The organism is Clostridium brassicae (assembly GCF_026738875.1).
GTDB classification, from domain to species: domain Bacteria; phylum Bacillota; class Clostridia; order Clostridiales; family Clostridiaceae; genus Clostridium_H; species Clostridium_H brassicae.
The window spans coordinates 336,213-354,054 of record NZ_JAPQFJ010000001.1 but is presented as its reverse complement, the minus strand read 5'-3'; the positions used below and the strand labels follow the sequence as shown (position 1 = coordinate 354,054).

The window sequence follows — 17,842 nt, the reverse complement described above, 5'->3', positions numbered from 1 at the left end:
ATATCTATTTTCTCCTTACATATCCTATCATAAAAATATACTCTTTAACAATATGAATACATAGAGAAAATTTCTCAAGTAAAAACTTATGTTATATGTATGATTTCATTGCTCATTCCTTATAAAATTTATTTTTAAGAATTTGAGCATGGTTTATTAAAAATTATTCATTCTAAACAAATCTAGAATAAAAAAGGATAAAAAGTCTCACATTAATAAAACTTTTTATCCTCTGTACTTACAATTTTTATAACATAAAAATATATTAATTTTTTATTAAATAAAAAAATTATACTAATTCAACCTTGATTGTAATTACTATAATAATATATTCTCGTCTATTTTTGGGGTTCGCTCAAACGTTTAAGCAAAACAAGTCGTTTTACTAAAACGTCTAAGCATTATAGTATAAAATACGTTCGCTAAACATTATACACGATGAAATGCAATTTTCGTTTAGCTTTAAAATTAATAAAGAATCATAATTTTAAGTTGGTATACTTAATCTTAAAATTCACTTAAACTTTTAAGGGGTTTCTTAAACGTTTAAGTAACTTCTTGTACACATTATATATAATTTCAAGAACAATGTAAAGCTTTTTTTATATTTTTATAGAGATTTAACACTTAAATTCCAGTAAGATTTTTGTTTTTACTGAAATTGTTATTTTTTATATTTACTTAAAGGACTAGTAATCCCTTAAATAGTTATATTTCTCTCTACCCAACAACTAAATTATTGATTTATAGTTTTATACTAAATATAAGTTTTTATAAATAGTGGTCTGTAAATATAAATTTTATTAAATGTTATTTTTTTTTAAATAAGGAATGAATATCAAAATAAATATAGAATTATATTAAGTGTAAAAATATAAATTGGGGGGTATTTATTATGTTAAGAAACAAACTATCTATTATTTTGACTTCTACTTTGCTAATGACTTTTTTATTTAATTTTAAACCTGTGTATGCTGATACAGTAACTAATTATACCAAAAATAATTTAAACAATGTTCAACCAAAAACACGCAGGGCTAAAAACAACAATCAAAAAGTAACTATTATGTATTATTGTGATGCTGATAATAATTTAGAATCTTCCTTATTAAGTGATATTGAAGAAATAAAAGAAGGATATGTGAACAATCCTAATTTAAATTTAATTACACTTGTAGACAGATCTTCTAGGTATAGTGATGATAAAAGCGTTTTGGGTGAAAATTTTGATGACACTCGTCTATATAAAATTGAACACAATAAAACTCAAAGATTAGATGGCGGAAACGAATTCCCAGAAATAACTATTAATAGTAATTATGAAGCAAATATGGGAGATGCAGATACTCTTAAAAAATTTATTAATTATTGTAAAGTAAATTATAAGGCTGATAAATATGTTCTCATAATGGCTAACCACGGAGGTGGGACAAGACCCAAAATACAAAATGATTCAAATATAAATAGAGCGATTTGTTGGGATGATAGTCATTATGATGGAAATGAACCAGATTGTCTTTATATGGGAGAGATTTCAGAGCATTTAACAGATAAGCAATCCATTGATTTGCTCGCTTTCGATGCATGCTTGATGGGAACAGCAGAAGTAGCATATCAATATAGACCAAATAATGGAGGTTTCTCAGCTGATAGTATAGTTGCTTCAAGTCCCGTAGTTTGGGGTCCTGGATTTCAATATACTAATATTTTAAGTAGAATAAAATCGGGCGAAGAAAGTAGCAATGAAGATGATTTAACTTTAGGCGGTAAGGAAAAGACCTTTGATCCTGCAACTATTACTAATGAACAATTAGGAGCATTGTTTGTAGAAGAACAAAGAGATTCTACTCATGCTAGAGGACATTATGATCAACATTTAAGTTTTTATGATTTAACTAAAGTGGAGGATGTAAAAAAGTCCATAGATAAACTAGCTATTAATCTAAGTAATGAAAATAAAAAATTTGAAATTGAAAAATTAAGAGGAAATAAAAATAAAACAACTTTAATGCATTATTTTGATGAGTATAAACAAGAGGAGTGGATTCAATATCCATATTTCGATATATTTGATTTATGTGAAAAAATAGAAAAAAATTCGAATTTTAGTAAAGAAACTAAAAACTTAGCTTTAGTTTGTATGGATAAAATAGATGATATGATAATTTATTCCTTTGGAGGTCCTAGTAAAGAATTTAAAGAGAGCAAAAATGGATTAAGCATATTTTTACCAGACGGAGATAGAAAGTATTCAAGTTATTATCTACCAAATGGAATTTCCCATTGGAATATGCAAAGTTGGTATAACTCAATAGATACAGTTAAATATGGATTGCCTCCTTATGGAAAATTAAGCTGGTGTAAAGATGGACAAGACCCTAAAGTAAATAAAGTTGGTAACTGGTTTGAACTTCTAGATTCTTGGTTTGACAAAACTAATAATGTAGATGGAGGATTTAATCATTATCAATGGTAAAACACATTATTACTTTAATCTCAGACTTTAAATAAATAAACAACCTTTACCTGTTATGGTATACCACTTTTTAACAAAATATTATATAAGTTATTTTTATATGTTTTCATATTATTTATTGAATCTGGAAAAATAAAATACTTTAAAAGCTTTCTTAATTAGTATATAATTTAGGGTATGTCTGTTTATTTTTCTAGATATAAAAATTTAGGGTAAGGTATTCTATCAATACTTGCCCTTTTTTAAATTAATTTATCAATATAAAGTGTCTAGTGCCCTAAATAATTATACTTTATGCCTAAACAATACTATAAAATAAGCAAAGTAATAATTCAGACTTTATATTAACATCTATTTATTACTAAAGAAAACTATAATTTTAGATAAAGGAAGGTATGTAAATGATAACTGTAACAAATGTAAGCTTAAGATATGGGGAAAGAAAACTTTTCGAAGATGTAAACTTAAAGTTTACTCCTGGAAACTGCTATGGTGTAATTGGCGCTAATGGAGCTGGTAAAAGTACTTTCTTAAAAATCTTATCTGGAGAAATTGAGCCTAACACTGGTGATGTAAGTATATCTCCAGGTATGAGAATGTCTGTTTTAAAACAAGATCATTACCAATATGATGAACATAAAGTTTTAGAAACTGTAATTATGGGAAATACTCGTCTTTATGAAATTATGCAAGAAAAGGATGCTATTTATGCTAAACCTGATTTCACAGATGAAGATGGTATAAGAGCCTCAGAACTTGAATGTGAATTTGCAGAATTAGATGGTTGGGAGGCAGAAGCAGAAGCTTCTTCTTTACTTCAAGGTTTAGGAATTGGAACTGAGCTTCATGAAAAACTTATGTCAGAACTTACTGGTGGAGAAAAAGTTAAAGTTCTCCTTGCACAAGCTTTATTTGGAAAACCTGGAGTTCTTATCCTAGACGAGCCTACTAACCACCTTGACATAAACTCTATTAACTGGCTTGAAGAATTCCTTATTGAATTTGAAGGTACTGTTGTTATAGTATCCCACGACAGGCATTTCTTAAATAATGTATGTACTCACATAGCTGACGTAGACTACGGAAAAATAAAATTATTTGTTGGTAACTATGATTTTTGGTATCAATCTACTCAATTAGCTGTTAAACTTATGAAAGAACAGAACAAGAAAAAAGAAGAGAAGATTAAAGAATTACAAGAATTTATTGCTCGTTTTAGCGCTAACGCTTCTAAATCTAAGCAAGCTACTTCTCGTAAAAAACTTCTTGATAAAATTACTGTTGATGACATTCAACCTTCAAGCAGAAAATATCCTTTTGTAGGATTTACTCCTGAAAGAGAAGTTGGAAATGACATATTAAGAGTAGACGGATTAACTAAAACTATAGATGGAGAAAAAGTATTGAATAATGTAAGCTTCATATTATCAAAAGGAGACAAGATAGCCATTGTCGGTGATAATGAAATAGCAACTACTACATTATTTAAAATATTAGCTGGAGAAATGGAACCAGATAGCGGAGAGTACAAATGGGGAATTACTATTACTACATCATATTTTCCAAAAGATAACTCTGAATTTTTTAATGATGTAGAACTTAACCTTGTGGATTGGCTTCGTCAATACTCTGAAGAAAAGTCTGAAAGCTATTTAAGAGGATTCCTTGGAAGAATGCTTTTCTCTGGAGAAGAAGCATTAAAACAAGTAAATGTATTATCTGGTGGAGAAAAAGTAAGATGTATGCTTTCAAAAATGATGTTAAGTGGCGCTAATGCGTTAATGCTTGACCAACCTACTAACCACCTTGACCTTGAATCTATTACAGCTCTTAATAATGGTTTAATAGACTATAAGAGTAATATTTTATTTGCTTCCCACGACCATGAATTTATTCAAACTGTTGCAAATAGAATTATAGAAATTACTGATGACGGAATTATTGATAAGTTAATGACTTATGATGAATTCCTAGAGTTTAAAAAATCACAAGATCAATAGGATAGTTTTTCCTCATAATATTATTCTATATGCTTGTTTATAACAATAATAAGCTCTTAATGAAAATTTAAATTTTCGTTAAGGGCTTATTATTTTATTCAATCAAAATATTTTTGGACTTATATATCAAATTATATTTTACCTAGCATCCTTATCCTGCTGTCTAAAATACCTTTACATTACAACATTATTCTAAGTGGTTTTGTATCAAATCCACAAGAGCATCCACTGCTTCTGTCTCATCTTCTCCTGTAGCTATAATACTTATTTCGCTGCCTTTTCCGAGTCCCATACTCATAATCGATATTATAGACTTAGCATTAAATGTTTTGTCTTTATATCCTATTTCTATGTGTGATTTAAATTCATTTGCTTTTTTTACAATAGCACTTGCTGGTCTTGCATGTATTCCTGTTTCATTTTGTATAATCACTTTTTTTTCCATGACAAATTCCTCCTAGTTTATTATTATCTTTTGCTAAACAAAATCTGAAATCAATATATACTGATTTTTATAAATCTAAAGTTAAAAATAATCTTTATAATTAACTTTAAATTAATAAAGTTTATTACTTAGTTTAATCATTTTTGATCTTAATTATTGAATATCTACTGGTTTTTTTAAAAAATTTAATACTATTGCTGTAAAAGCTGATCCAGCTATAACAGCAAATAAATACATTAATCTATTAGTAGCTAATGGAATAACAAAAATACCACCATGTGGTGCAGGTAAAGTTGATCCAAAAATCATTGATAATGCACCTGCTAAAGCTGCTCCTAAAGCTGTTGCTGGTATAACTCTCTTTGGATCTGCAGCTGCAAAAGGAATAGCTCCTTCTGTAATAAAAGATAATCCCATTACATAATTAGTTTTTCCTGCTTCTATTTCAGCTTTTGTAAATTTATTTTTGAAGAATGTTGTTGCTAAAGCAATTCCAAGTGGTGGGACCATGCCACCAGCCATTATTGCTGCCATTATATGACCATTTCCTTCACCTATTGAAGCAACTCCAAATACATATGCTGCTTTATTTATAGGACCACCCATATCTATAGCCATCATTGCACCTAAAATTAACCCTAAAATAACTTTATTAGATCCACTTAGACTTGACAACCAGTTATTTATTCCTGTATTTATAGCTGCTACTGGAGGATTAACAACAAATGTCATGATAGTACCAACCAGTAAAATACCTAATAATGGGAATATCAAAACTGGTTTAATCCCCTCTAATGACTGAGGTAATCCACTAAATATTTTCTTCAATCCTAATACAATATATCCAGCAAGAAATCCAGCTACTAAAGCTCCTAAAAATCCTGCTCCTCCAGATGAAGCTAAAGCCCCTCCTACAAACCCAGGTGCAAGTGCTGGTCTATCACCAATAGCTGATGCTATAAATCCAGCCAATACTGGCAACATAAATCCAAAAGCTAATCCACCTAAATCTTTGCAAAACTTAGCTAAAGGAGTTACTGAACCATAATTAGGACTTCCTGCATATTTAAAATCAACCAAAAATGCAAGAGCTATTAATATCCCTCCTCCAACAACAAAAGGAAGCATATTTGAAACACCATTCATAAGATACTTATAAATTCCTGAAGCTTTTTTAGTATCTTTATCTTCTTTAACTTTTCCATCTGACTTAAATATTTTCCCCTCTTGGTTTAAAGCTTTATTTATTAATTCTTCTGGTCTTTTTATAGCTTCTGCTACAGGAACTTCAATGACAACCTTTCCATCAAAACGATTCATCTCCACTTGTTTGTCTGCTGCAACTATAATTGCTTTAGCTTCCTCAATGTCTTGTTTACTTAAAACATTTTTAACTCCAGTAGACCCATTTGTTTCTACTTTTATATTTACATTCATCTCTTTTGCTTTATTTTTAAGAGCATCTGCTGCCATATAAGTATGTGCAATACCTGTAGGACATGCTGTTACCGCTAAAATCCTTGTATTATCTTCGCTTTCAACAACAGTATCTTCCATTTGTTCTTCTGATAACTCGTTTTCCTTTTTATCTATAATTTCTAGTATTTTTTCTTGTGAATTAGCGTTTAAAATACTTTCTCTGAATTTTTTATCCATAAGGAATGTAGACAATCTTGAAAGTGTTTCTAAATGATCATTATGTGCCCCTTCACTAGCAGCAATCATAAAAAACAGATTAGCTGGTTGTCCATCAAGAGAATCATAATTCACTCCATTTAGTGATCTACCAAAAGCTATTGCCGGAACATTTACTGCACTTGTTTTAGCATGTGGAATTGCAATGCCTTCTCCAATTCCAGTTGTACTTTGCTCTTCTCTTTGTAATATAGCTTGTTTATATTCTTCTTTATTGTTTAATCTTCCAGCTGTATAAAGCTTTTCCACAAGCTCTTCAATAACTTCATTTTTATCTTTAGCCTTTAAATCCAATATAATAGTATCTTTCTTAATTAAATCCGTTATCTTCATACACATCCTCCTACTCTTTGATTATTTCACTTTATTTACTATAATTGTTTCTAATAATTCCTCTACTTTTTCTTTAGTACATAAATCCTGTGAAAAAGCTGTTGCGCTTCCTGATGCTATACCCACTCTAAAAGCTTCTATTATATTAAAATTTCTTGAATATTCAGAAATAAACCCTGCAATTAAAGAATCTCCTGCACCTACAGAATTTATGAGTTCTCCCTTAGGGGCAGAGGAAGAATATACTCCATCTTTAGATACTAACCTAGCACCCTTTTTACCCATGGAAACAATTACATTTTGGGCACCTAACTTTAATAACTCCTCAGCATACTTTATTATTTCATCTTCTGTTTTTATATCAATATTGAAAATCTCCCCTAACTCATGATTATTAGGTTTTATTAGCAAAGGCCTATTTTTTAAAGTTAATTTTAATGCTTCCCCTGTAGTATCTACAATCACTTTAACATTGTTTTTTAAGCATCTTTCCTGTATATCCGCATAAATACTTCTATCTACAGAATTTTGCACATTTCCTGCAAGAACTAAAAAATCCTCTGAAGTTAATTTATCTATTTTTTTTAACAATTCATCTAATTGTTCTTTAGTTATTTTAGGTCCTTCTCCATTTATCTCTGTTTCCTCATTACCCTTAATTTTAACGTTTATTCTTGTATCTTCATTTATTTTTATAAAATCAATATTAATTCCTTCATTATTTAAACACTGGGAAATATACTCCCCAGTAAATCCTCCAACAAATCCTAAAGCTACGCTAGATGATCCTAATTTTTTAAGAACTCTTGATACATTAATTCCTTTTCCACCAGGATATTTATAGTTACTTTTACACCTATTTACTTCTCCTAGTTTAAAATCCTCAACTTTAACATAATAATCTATTGATGGGTTAAATGTTACTGTATATATCATGCTTATTTCACAACCTTTATTTTTGTTTTTTCATTATATTTATCATAATTTTCAACCTGTACATCTGTAATTATAGTAGCCTCTTCCAAATCTCCCACTTTAACAAAAGTAATTTCTCCAAATTTACTTTCATCTGCTAATACAAAAACTTCTTTAGAAAGTTCTATAGCTGCTTGTTTTAAACTAGCCTCTTCTAAATCAGGTGTAGTAAAACCAAACTCAAGATGAATACCATTAATTCCAAGAAAGGCTTTATCAAATCTAAATTTTTTAAAATTTATTAAGGCATCAGATCCCACAACTACTTTTGTAGTAGCTTTAACTTTTCCACCAATGATGTATCCAGTAATATTATTTTCTAATAGTTCATCTATATGCTTTATTCCATTAGTAACAACAATAATATTTTTTTTATCTATATACTTTATCATTTCAAAGGTAGTAGTTCCCCCATCTAAATACACACAATCTCCATCTTCAATTAATTCAGCTGCATATTTTGCTATTTTAGATTTTTCACTAATCTTTTGTATTAATTTTTCATTATAACTTGGTTCTTCTTGGCTTCCTTTTAATAAAGTTGCTCCACCATGAACCCTTTTTAGTGCTTTCTTATTTTCTAAAAAAGTAAGATCACGTCTTATGGTCGATTCTGAAGTATCAGTCAGTTTGACAAGCTCATTTAATTTTACTATTCCTTCTTTTTTTAAAACTTCTAATATGATGTTATGTCTCTCTTCTGTTAACATATAAATCACCTTCTTCTTGTTTTAATTATAATCTTTACGTTTACATAAGTCAATCAAAATCATCCAAATCAATTCAATAACATTCAAATTCATTTCTTTTTCATTCAAAATCATCCAAACATCTAAACTCTAAATATCTTTTAAATTTAAATTGCCCCATAATTTATAAATAAAAAATAAACTATGGGGCAATTATTTTAATTGTATATTAAATTTCAAGTCGTTTCTTAGTTCAATATAAAAGTTGTTAGCAATTTAATGTATTTAACTCTTCATTCTTTATTCTGTTAAAAGCAGAAGATTTTAAATAAATTATAAACCAAGTTATAAGTATAACACCCTTTATTATACTAGTAATACTAATACTCCACCATACACCATTGAGTCCTAAAATTTCTGGAGAAGATAATATTAATGCTGCTGGTATTCTAAGCCCAGTAAAAAATGTACTTACTAATGAAGGTGGCAAGGTTTTTCCCATACCATTAAATGCTCCCGCTGTAGCAATTTCTATACACATAAAAAATTGGGATACTCCTAGTATCTTTAGATAAGCAATTCCATATGGCAAAGTAGCTTTCTCAGGTATAAAGAAAGAAAATATAGGTCCTGCAGCAAATACTAGAAGAATTGTAGTAAATATACCTATAACACTTACACTTAATATAGCAGCTTTATATCCTTTCACAATTCTGTCCCATTTTTTAGCACCATAATTTTGACCTACAAAGGTACTTATAGCTGTTTGAAATCCTCCCGCTGTCATCCATGATATTGATTCAATTTGTGAACCTACTTTTTGAACAGCAATAGGAATTTCTCCCCATTTTGAAATTATTCTAGCAATAATCATTGCAAAAATGCAAAACAAGCCATTTTGAACCGCAACAGGAAAACCATATTTGAAAATATTTTTCATATATTTTGTATCAAATTCTTTAAATGAAAACCCTCGAATTAATATTGTTTTCTTAGCTGTTAATATAAACATTGTTGTTACAACTACTTGTGAAAATACAGTTGCTATAGCAGCTCCTCTAACACCTAATCTTGGGAAAGGTCCTATCCCAAATATAAGAGCTGGATCAAGTATCATATTACTAATAAGCCCTATTAAATTAAATAAAAATGGTGTTTTACTATTTCCTGCCCCATTATAAATCCCTGTAAATACGGGATTTATAAAATAAAAATTAATACCTAAAGCTACTATAACTAAATACTCTAATGCCATATTTACAACATTTTTATTTTGAATATTAAAAAATCCTATAAGATTCTTTCTAAATATAATTAAAAAAGTACCATAAACTAATCCTAATATAATATTAAGAATGAGAGTATTTTTAGCATACTTTTTTGCAGAATTTATGTCATCCTTACCTATTGATTGTGATACTCCTATTTCTGCTCCAATCCTAGATATAATAATCAAAGCCATTCCAAACCAAGTAAAAAATCCTGCTGTACCAACTCCAGCCACAGCACTACTTCCAAGTCTTCCTATATATATCATATCAGTCATGTTATAAGCCATTTGTACAAAAGATGTACCCATTATAGGAAGAGCAAGTTTTATGAGTGTTGGCAATATTTTTCCTTCTGTTAATTTATTGTTCATTCAATCACCCACCCCTTTAATGTAATAATTTCTAGTAATTTATATAGGTTTCATCATAATTTATTTTGGTAAAATAAATATAAAATTTGTTTAAATTGCCAAACCTTATATGATATTATATATTATTTTTAATTGTATTAATAGCCTAAAAAACAAAAAAACAAAAACCCTATAAGATTAATCTTATAGGGTACAATATGCGAGTATTATCTTCTAAATCCTCTATTGTTGTTTTGTTTTCTTGCTTTTCTGCAATCAACACATCTTTGTGGTTCGTTGTCGAAACCTTTTTCTTTGTAGAAAGCTTGCTCTCCTTCAGTAAAGATAAATTCTTTACCACAGTCTTTACAAACTAAAGTCTTATCTGCCATTTCAACATTCCTCCTTCTTTTTTAAAATTAGATCTAAAATTGGATTAACAATATGTTCCAAAAGAGGAAATGTTGTTGACCACAATAAATCTATTAGCAATAGTTTTTCAACTATAAACTACAAGTAATTATAGCACAGTTGTAAAGGGTGTACAATAGGAATATATAAAATATTAGCAGCAATTTTATGCACTTATTTTAAAACCATTTCTCCTAATAATTACATATAATGGATTAAGCTATTAAACATAAAATAACAAATTGTCTTTAGAACTTTTATAGGAGGTCCTTATGTATTTTAATCCTTATTATTCATATATGCTACGTTCTTCTTCATATAGAGCTACTTATACTATTGCAATAAATACTTCTACACGTAAACTTACCCTTTTTAAAAATAGAATACTTTATAAAACCTATCCTGTAGGTGTTGGTAAACCTTCCACCCCTACTCCAAAAGGAAACTTTAGAATTATTAATAAAGCAATGAATCCTGGAGGTCCTTTTGGTGCTAGATGGATGGGATTATCTGTTCCAGGTTATGGAATCCACGGAACTAACAATCCCACTTCTATAGGTAAAAGAGTTTCTAATGGATGTATTCGCCTCTATAATGCTAATGTTATTGAACTTTATAATTTAGTCCCTCTAGGGACACCTGTAAAAATCATTTAGTTACTTATTAAAGAGTTGTATCAAGATATAAAAATAACATAATATATAGATTATATTTTCACCTTAAAACCTAAGTATATCATATCTAAAACTTATCTTGAGCCAACTCCTTTTAACAATCTAAATACAAGAAAAACACAAATTTATATCTATCACTTTACTAGTTTCATTTTATATTTTATGAAATTCTTAGTGTAATTATATTTTAGACAATATTATATCCTATTAAACTTAATTTTAATGGTTATATAATATATTATTTTTCATCTATTATTACTCCTCCAACTTTATCTATTATACTTTCTTTTTCTGGAAATAATCTTTTAAGAAACATATTCATAAACTTACTGGAATCTACTTTATTTAAAATTATAGCATTGTGTGGTTTTTGCCAAAAATTTTCTACATCTACTATTGATTGTCCTATAGAAATTCCTTCACAAACCACTTCTACATAGGAAGAAAACCCACAACAAATACTTCTATCTATAAAATAAGCAACAGCTAGAGGATCATTAATTACACATCCGATTATTCCTTCTTGATTCCAATGAAAATCCATATAAAATCTAGTTATATCAATTAATACATATGCTTCCTAATAGTGTTCTATACAACATTATTATTTTGCGGCTTTTTCAACCTTAACTTTCTTTCCCTTTATTGTAGAACTTTGAAGTGCCTTAAGCACTTTCCCACCCTTATTATTAAGTATATCTACATAAGAAAAAGTATCTTGAATATTTATAATTCCAATATCTTCTGGAGACATTCCTTCAATATTAGTAACTGCTCCAACAATATCTCCAGGACGTATTTTTTTCTTTTTTCCTGCATTTATATGTAATTTTGTAATATCCTTATTTAGTTCATTTCTCTTATCTTTCTTTGGCTTTATTTTTTTATTTACTTCTATTTCAAATATTCTCTTTCCTTGTTCTACTTCCTCACGAGATGGAATTTCTTTTTCAGGTATCTTATACCCAACATATTCTTCAATTTCATTGAAAAATCTAAACTGATAAGGAGACACAAAAGTAATAGCTTTACCCTTATTTCCAGCACGTCCCGTTCTTCCTATTCTATGAACATAACTTTCTTTTTCCATTGGTATATCATAATTTATAACATGAGTTATATCTTCTATATGGATACCTCTAGCTGCAACGTCAGTGGCAACTAAGAACTTAGCCTCTCCTCTTTTAAAGCTTTCCATAGCATTTAATCTATCCTTTTGCTCCATTCCTCCGTGAAGGTATATATATGAATATTTTTTTCTTTTCATATTTTGTGAAACTTTATCTACCATATCTTTAGTACTACAAAAGACTATACATCTTTCAGGTCTCTCTGTATAAATTAATTTATTTAATAAATCGAATTTCTCTTTATCTTCAATTTGATAATATACTTGATTGATATTTTGAAAGTTAGAAACCTCCGTATTAACCTCTATCTTTTTTGGATTAATCATATATTTATTACATAATATTTCAATTTCCTCGCTCATAGTTGCTGAATATAACATAGTTATTCTGTCAGAAGGTAGCTTCTTTATAATTGTTTCTACCTGATCTATAAATCCCATATTAAGCATTTTATCAGCCTCATCAATAATAAGATATTTTATTTTTCCCAGTTCTATATTTCCTCTCTCTATATGATCAAAAGTTCTTCCTGGAGTACCTACAATAACATGTACTCTTTGTTTAAGTTCCATTTCTTGAAGATGCATTGGTTGTTTACCAAAAATAGCAGAACACCTTATTCTTTTAAATCTTCCTATATCGGAAATGTCTTCTTTTACTTGTAATGCTAACTCTCTAGTAGGAGTTAAAATTAATGCTTGAGGCTTCCTTTCCTCTAATTCTATTTTTTCACAAACTGGGATACCAAAAGCGGCAGTCTTTCCACTTCCAGTTTGTGCTTTTACTATAATATCTTCTCCTTTAAGTACAGAAGGAATAGACTCTTTCTGAACCTCTGACGGTCTCTCATATCCTAATTTCTCTAATACACTTAATATTTCTTTACTTAAACCAAAATCCTCAAAATTTAATTTATTCATAGCTTTCCTTTCTATATTGTCAAATTTTATTATTTTATTTCCCTCATCTTAAAATAAAGGTTTGTTTTTAAAAAATATGAACATATATCTCCAAAAATTTTTTAGTAATATATAAATTTTTACCCATCATATAAATCTAACACACATATTAATAAATAGTAAGCATTTCAATAATATTTCATCCTAATTCACACAATGCCTTGCTTTGATAATTATTTTGATAAGGTTGGTAGTTTCATATTCTTTTTTAGTGCAAAATAAAATTTAACCCCATTATCAACATTCTCTACTCCATAATTCCCTTCATGAAGCATTATTATATTTTTTACTATAGCAAGCCCTATTCCCGTTCCACCAAGACTCCTATTTCTTGACTTGTCTATCTTGTAAAATTTATCCCATATATTTTTCAGTTCTTCTTCTGGAATTGGAGAACCAGTATTTATAACTTCAACACCTATATCATCTTCACTTTCTATCATATTAACTTGTATATTTCCCTCTACCTCAGTATGTCTTATAGCATTAGTTAAATAGTTAGTGATGACTTGCTCTATCCTATTCCAATCTGCATAAACCTTTATGTTATCTATTAGATTTATTTTTAGATTTATTTTTTTATCCTTTAGAATTGTTGAAAATTTCTTACTGGTTGTTTTAATTAAATCATCAATATAAAACTCTTCCTTGGTAAGCTTAAAATTACCTGATTCAAGACTAGATAAATAAAGCATATCAGAAACAAGACTTGCCATTTTTTTTGACTCGTCTATTATTATATCAAGATATGACGTCTTCTCTTCTCCTTTAACAATATCATCTTTTAGAACTTCGGCATATCCTTCAATAATATTTATAGGTGTTTTTAATTCATGAGACACTGCTGCTATAAATTCTTTTGTCATTTTCTTTACTTTTCTTTCTTTATCAATATCTTTCTCCAGTTTATGGTTTGCCTCCCTTAGTGATGTCAATGAATTATATAAATTTTGAGAAAGAAAATTCAATGTATCAGCAAGATTTCCAATTTCATCATCTCTTTTGACAACACACTTTTCATTAAACTCTAATTTAGCCATCTTTGATGCCGTTTTATTTATCTCAATAAGTGGTTTAGTTATCATATTGGAATATATAAAAGATAATATTATAATTAAAATTACTGCGCCTATAAAGAAGTAAATATAAAACTCTTTAATAACTTCTATTGCTTCATTAACAGGTTGAAGAGAGATAACTAAAAATACATACTCTCTTTTCTCAGGAACGTACGTAGCTGCAAGCACACTTTTTCTTTTAATGCTCATCTTCTCCAGCATATATGTTTGTATTTCTTTACTACTTTTTATATATGGCAAAAGATTGTTATTATCAAATTGCATAAGAATTTCATGTCCCAATTTAGTTTGAAGCATCTCCTCTTTTCTATCATTACGTGAATTACCAACAAATTTTAAATTTCCTATATCATCTACTATAAAAATTGTATAATTCTGCTCCCCTTCAAAATTATAAAGTACATTAATCATACTTTCTTCATCTTTAGCTGAAATATAGCTTTGTTTAAAATCCTTAAGTATACTTTGTGCTTCATGTTGTTTCTTATATGTATAGAATTTTTCAAAAAATAAAGATTGAATAATTAAAGTCCCAACTATAAATATAGTAAATATAGCAGTTGTAATTACAAAAAGTTTTTTTGTAATACTTTTTTTAGCTTTCATTTTTCACCTCAAATTTATATCCTTTTCCTCTAATAGTAGATATTAAATACGCTTTTTCTCCAAGTTTTTCTCTAAGTCTTTTAATTTGGGTATCTACAGTTCTTAAATCCCCATAATAGTCAAATCCCCATAGAGAATCTAAAATTTTTTCCCTACTCAAAACAATCCCCTTATTCTTTATAAAATAAACCAAAAGATCAAATTCCTTTGGAGAAAGATAAATTTCATCTCCATCTACTTTTGCTTCATGTCTCTCCTCATCAATCCATACTCCATCAAAATCGTTACCTTTAATATCATCATTTTGAATATAGTAAGTTCTCTTTATTAAAGCCTTAACATTTGCACTTATTATTTTGGGGCTTATAGGCTTTGTTAAATAAATATCTGTTCCAAATTCAAATCCTAGCAACTTATCCTCATCTTCTGATTTTGCAGTTAGCATTATAACCGGTATTTCTGTAAATTTCCTCATTTCATTTAATACAGACCATCCATCCATTACAGGCATCATAACATCTAATATAACTAAATGCACATAATTATTTCTTAATACTCTTATTCCTTCTACCCCATTTTCAGCTTTCAATACATTATAACCATCATTTTCCAAATATATTTCAATAAGTCTTCTCATTCTTTCTTCATCATCTATAATCAAAATAGTTTCTTTCATATTTTTCACTCCTCATCAAAAATCTAGATATAGCTTAAGCTCACTAGACAAGATCGACTAATTCTAGTGAGCCATAAATCTGAATGAAAAATTACATTCTTATATAGATTTTTTCACATTTTCACTTCAAATACAATATAAATAAGAGAAGTTTTTTATTAAATATTATTCAAATCTTAAAGCATCAATAGGATTCAACTTAGAAGCTTTGTTTGCAGGATACATTCCAAATATAATTCCTACCATAACTGAGAATCCCACTGATCCAATTACAACTCCACTTGATATCGCTACAGGCATATTAAATGCAGATTTTATAAGATAAGCAATCAAAAATCCAAATATAACTCCTAATATCCCACCTATACAACTTACTACAGATGACTCTATAAGAAATTGTATTAAAATAGTTTTTCTTTTAGCACCTATTGCCTTTCTTACACCTATTTCTCTTGTTCTCTCAATAACAGATACAAGCATAATATTCATTATACCAATTCCCCCTACAACAAGAGAAATTGCAGCTATGCCACTTAGCATCATAGTCATACTATTAGTTGTTTCATTTACTGTATTCAAAAGACTAGTCTGGTCAAATACTCTATAACTATTAGTATCATTTTTAAATTTTTTGTTTAAAAACAGTTCAATATATCCCATGGCGTTACTTACAGAATCTTTATCTGTTGCTTCAATATAAAAAGTTCTAACTTCTGTATTTTTGAAAAGTCTTTGAGCTGTACTTATTGGAAGAATTATCTTATCATCTCCTGAAGATCCCATAGTACTTCCTTGAGCTTCTAAAACTCCAACTATTTTAAAATCCACACCATTTATACTTATACTTTGCCCGACTACATTTGTACTTTTATATAAATTATTAGCTACATCTATGCCTACAACAGCAGTATGATATCTATTTTCAACATCTTTATCATTAATAAAACATCCACTACTTACATTCATATTTCTTATTTGAGAATATACTGAGGTAGATGCTTCAATGCTTGTTGTACTTGTAGTAGTTCCTGCTTTTATATTTACATTATTTTGTGTAACAACAGGAGCTATTTCTTTTACTCCAGGCTTTGATTTTAACTCTTCCATATCTTCATTTGTAAAAGCTATATTTCTTTTTCCCGTTATATTTATAGTTATAAGATTTGTTCCAAGACTTTCTATTTGAGACTGTATCTGTTGTTTTGTGCCTTGACCTAAACCAACAAGTACAATTACAGAAGATATACCTATAATAATACCTAACATAGTTAGAAAAGACCTTATCTTATTTGACCAAATGGATGATAGGGCCATTTTCCCAAGTTTCCTTAGTTGCATATACTCACCTCTTTAACCTGCCTATCATTTAATATATCTTCCTTAATACATCCATCCTTTATAATTATTGTTCTCTTTGCTTCCTTTGCAATATCTCTATCATGAGTTATTAATATTATAGTATTTCCTTCATTATTTAAATCTTTAAGCATTTCTAAAACTTCCTGTCCCGTCTTACTATCTAAAGCCCCTGTTGGTTCATCAGCAAGAATAATTTGTGGATTGGTTACAAGAGCTCTTGCTATAGCTACTCTTTGTTTTTGTCCTCCAGATAATTCAACTGGTTTATGCTTAAGATGAGTCTCAAGCCCTACTCTTTTTAAACATTCTATTGCTCTTTTCCTTATTTCCTTCGACTCTATTCCCATATATTCAAGAGGAAGCTCCACATTTTCTAGAACGCTAATTTTCGATAAAAGATTGTAGTTTTGAAAAATAAATCCTATTTTACTATTTCTTATTTCTGCTAACTTGTTATCACTACATTTTGTATCTAAATCATCAAGAATATATTCTCCTTCTGTTGCAGTATCAAGGCATCCTATTATATTCATAAGAGTTGACTTTCCCGCTCCTGATGGACCTACTATTGCTACAAATTCTCCTTTGCGTATACTTAAGTTAACATCTTTTAAAGCTATATACTTATTTTTTCCCATATTATATATTTTACCTATTTTATTCATTTTTATCACTTCTTTATTATTTAAAGTGCTACTCAAGCATTTCACCTCC

General features: G+C 28.8%; 15 protein-coding genes. 3 read left to right on the top strand and 12 right to left on the bottom strand.

Annotated features, from left to right (window positions below):
* The first annotated feature begins 895 nt into the window (after positions 1–895).
* The gene (gene cloSI, locus OW729_RS01635) at positions 896–2,476 is read left to right on the top strand and encodes a clostripain (RefSeq protein WP_268059654.1); all 1,581 of its coding nucleotides are present in this window, start codon (positions 896–898) and stop codon (positions 2,474–2,476) included.
* 401 nt (positions 2,477–2,877) lie between these two features.
* On the top strand, positions 2,878–4,476 hold the full coding sequence (locus OW729_RS01630) for an ABC-F family ATP-binding cassette domain-containing protein (protein WP_268059653.1): 1,599 nt from the start codon (positions 2,878–2,880) through the stop codon (positions 4,474–4,476).
* Between the two features lie 187 nt (positions 4,477–4,663).
* Here the strand turns inward: OW729_RS01630 and OW729_RS01625 are convergent, their stop codons facing one another.
* From OW729_RS01625 to OW729_RS01600, 6 genes are all read right to left on the bottom strand, one after another.
* A complete protein-coding gene (locus tag OW729_RS01625) occupies positions 4,664–4,921 on the bottom strand; it encodes an HPr family phosphocarrier protein (RefSeq protein ID WP_268059652.1) in 258 nt (85 codons plus the stop codon).
* Positions 4,922–5,074: 153 nt separating this feature from the next.
* Complete coding sequence (locus tag OW729_RS01620; RefSeq protein WP_268059651.1) at positions 5,075–6,949, bottom strand: PTS fructose transporter subunit IIABC; 1,875 nt, start codon at positions 6,947–6,949, stop codon at positions 5,075–5,077.
* A gap of 21 nt (positions 6,950–6,970) precedes the next feature.
* Positions 6,971–7,885 (bottom strand): 1-phosphofructokinase, encoded by a 915-nt coding sequence (gene pfkB / locus OW729_RS01615; protein WP_268059650.1) that lies wholly within the window; start codon positions 7,883–7,885, stop codon positions 6,971–6,973.
* A 2-nt stretch (positions 7,886–7,887) separates the two neighbouring features.
* The gene (locus OW729_RS01610; protein WP_268059649.1) at positions 7,888–8,634 is read right to left on the bottom strand and encodes a DeoR/GlpR family DNA-binding transcription regulator; all 747 of its coding nucleotides are present in this window, start codon (positions 8,632–8,634) and stop codon (positions 7,888–7,890) included.
* Positions 8,635–8,881: 247 nt separating this feature from the next.
* On the bottom strand, positions 8,882–10,255 hold the full coding sequence (locus OW729_RS01605; protein WP_268059648.1) for an MATE family efflux transporter: 1,374 nt from the start codon (positions 10,253–10,255) through the stop codon (positions 8,882–8,884).
* A 206-nt stretch (positions 10,256–10,461) separates the two neighbouring features.
* The gene (locus OW729_RS01600; protein WP_268059647.1) at positions 10,462–10,626 is read right to left on the bottom strand and encodes a zinc-ribbon domain-containing protein; all 165 of its coding nucleotides are present in this window, start codon (positions 10,624–10,626) and stop codon (positions 10,462–10,464) included.
* Between the two features lie 291 nt (positions 10,627–10,917).
* On the opposite strand from OW729_RS01600, the gene OW729_RS01595 reads away from it, so the two are divergent.
* Positions 10,918–11,301, top strand: coding sequence for a L,D-transpeptidase (locus tag OW729_RS01595; protein WP_268059646.1), 384 nt, complete (start codon positions 10,918–10,920; stop codon positions 11,299–11,301).
* Between the two features lie 256 nt (positions 11,302–11,557).
* Here OW729_RS01595 and OW729_RS01590 read toward each other — a convergent pair whose 3' ends face one another.
* The 6 genes from OW729_RS01590 to OW729_RS01565 form a co-directional block, all read right to left on the bottom strand.
* Complete coding sequence (locus OW729_RS01590; protein WP_268059688.1) at positions 11,558–11,878, bottom strand: nucleoside hydrolase; 321 nt, start codon at positions 11,876–11,878, stop codon at positions 11,558–11,560.
* A 45-nt stretch (positions 11,879–11,923) separates the two neighbouring features.
* On the bottom strand, positions 11,924–13,369 hold the full coding sequence (locus tag OW729_RS01585; RefSeq protein ID WP_268059645.1) for a DEAD/DEAH box helicase: 1,446 nt from the start codon (positions 13,367–13,369) through the stop codon (positions 11,924–11,926).
* 212 nt (positions 13,370–13,581) lie between these two features.
* Positions 13,582–15,093 (bottom strand): sensor histidine kinase, encoded by a 1,512-nt coding sequence (locus OW729_RS01580; protein WP_268059644.1) that lies wholly within the window; start codon positions 15,091–15,093, stop codon positions 13,582–13,584.
* On the bottom strand, positions 15,083–15,769 hold the full coding sequence (locus OW729_RS01575; protein WP_268059643.1) for a response regulator transcription factor: 687 nt from the start codon (positions 15,767–15,769) through the stop codon (positions 15,083–15,085). The genes OW729_RS01580 and OW729_RS01575 overlap by 11 nt, the downstream gene beginning before the upstream one ends.
* Positions 15,770–15,934: 165 nt before the next feature.
* Entirely contained in the window at positions 15,935–17,107 is a 1,173-nt protein-coding gene (locus OW729_RS01570; protein WP_268059642.1) for an ABC transporter permease, read from the bottom strand.
* Positions 17,098–17,793, bottom strand: a complete 696-nt coding sequence (locus OW729_RS01565; protein WP_326498346.1) for an ABC transporter ATP-binding protein — start codon at positions 17,791–17,793, stop codon at positions 17,098–17,100. The genes OW729_RS01570 and OW729_RS01565 overlap by 10 nt, the downstream gene beginning before the upstream one ends.
* Between the last annotated feature and the right edge of the window lie 49 nt (positions 17,794–17,842).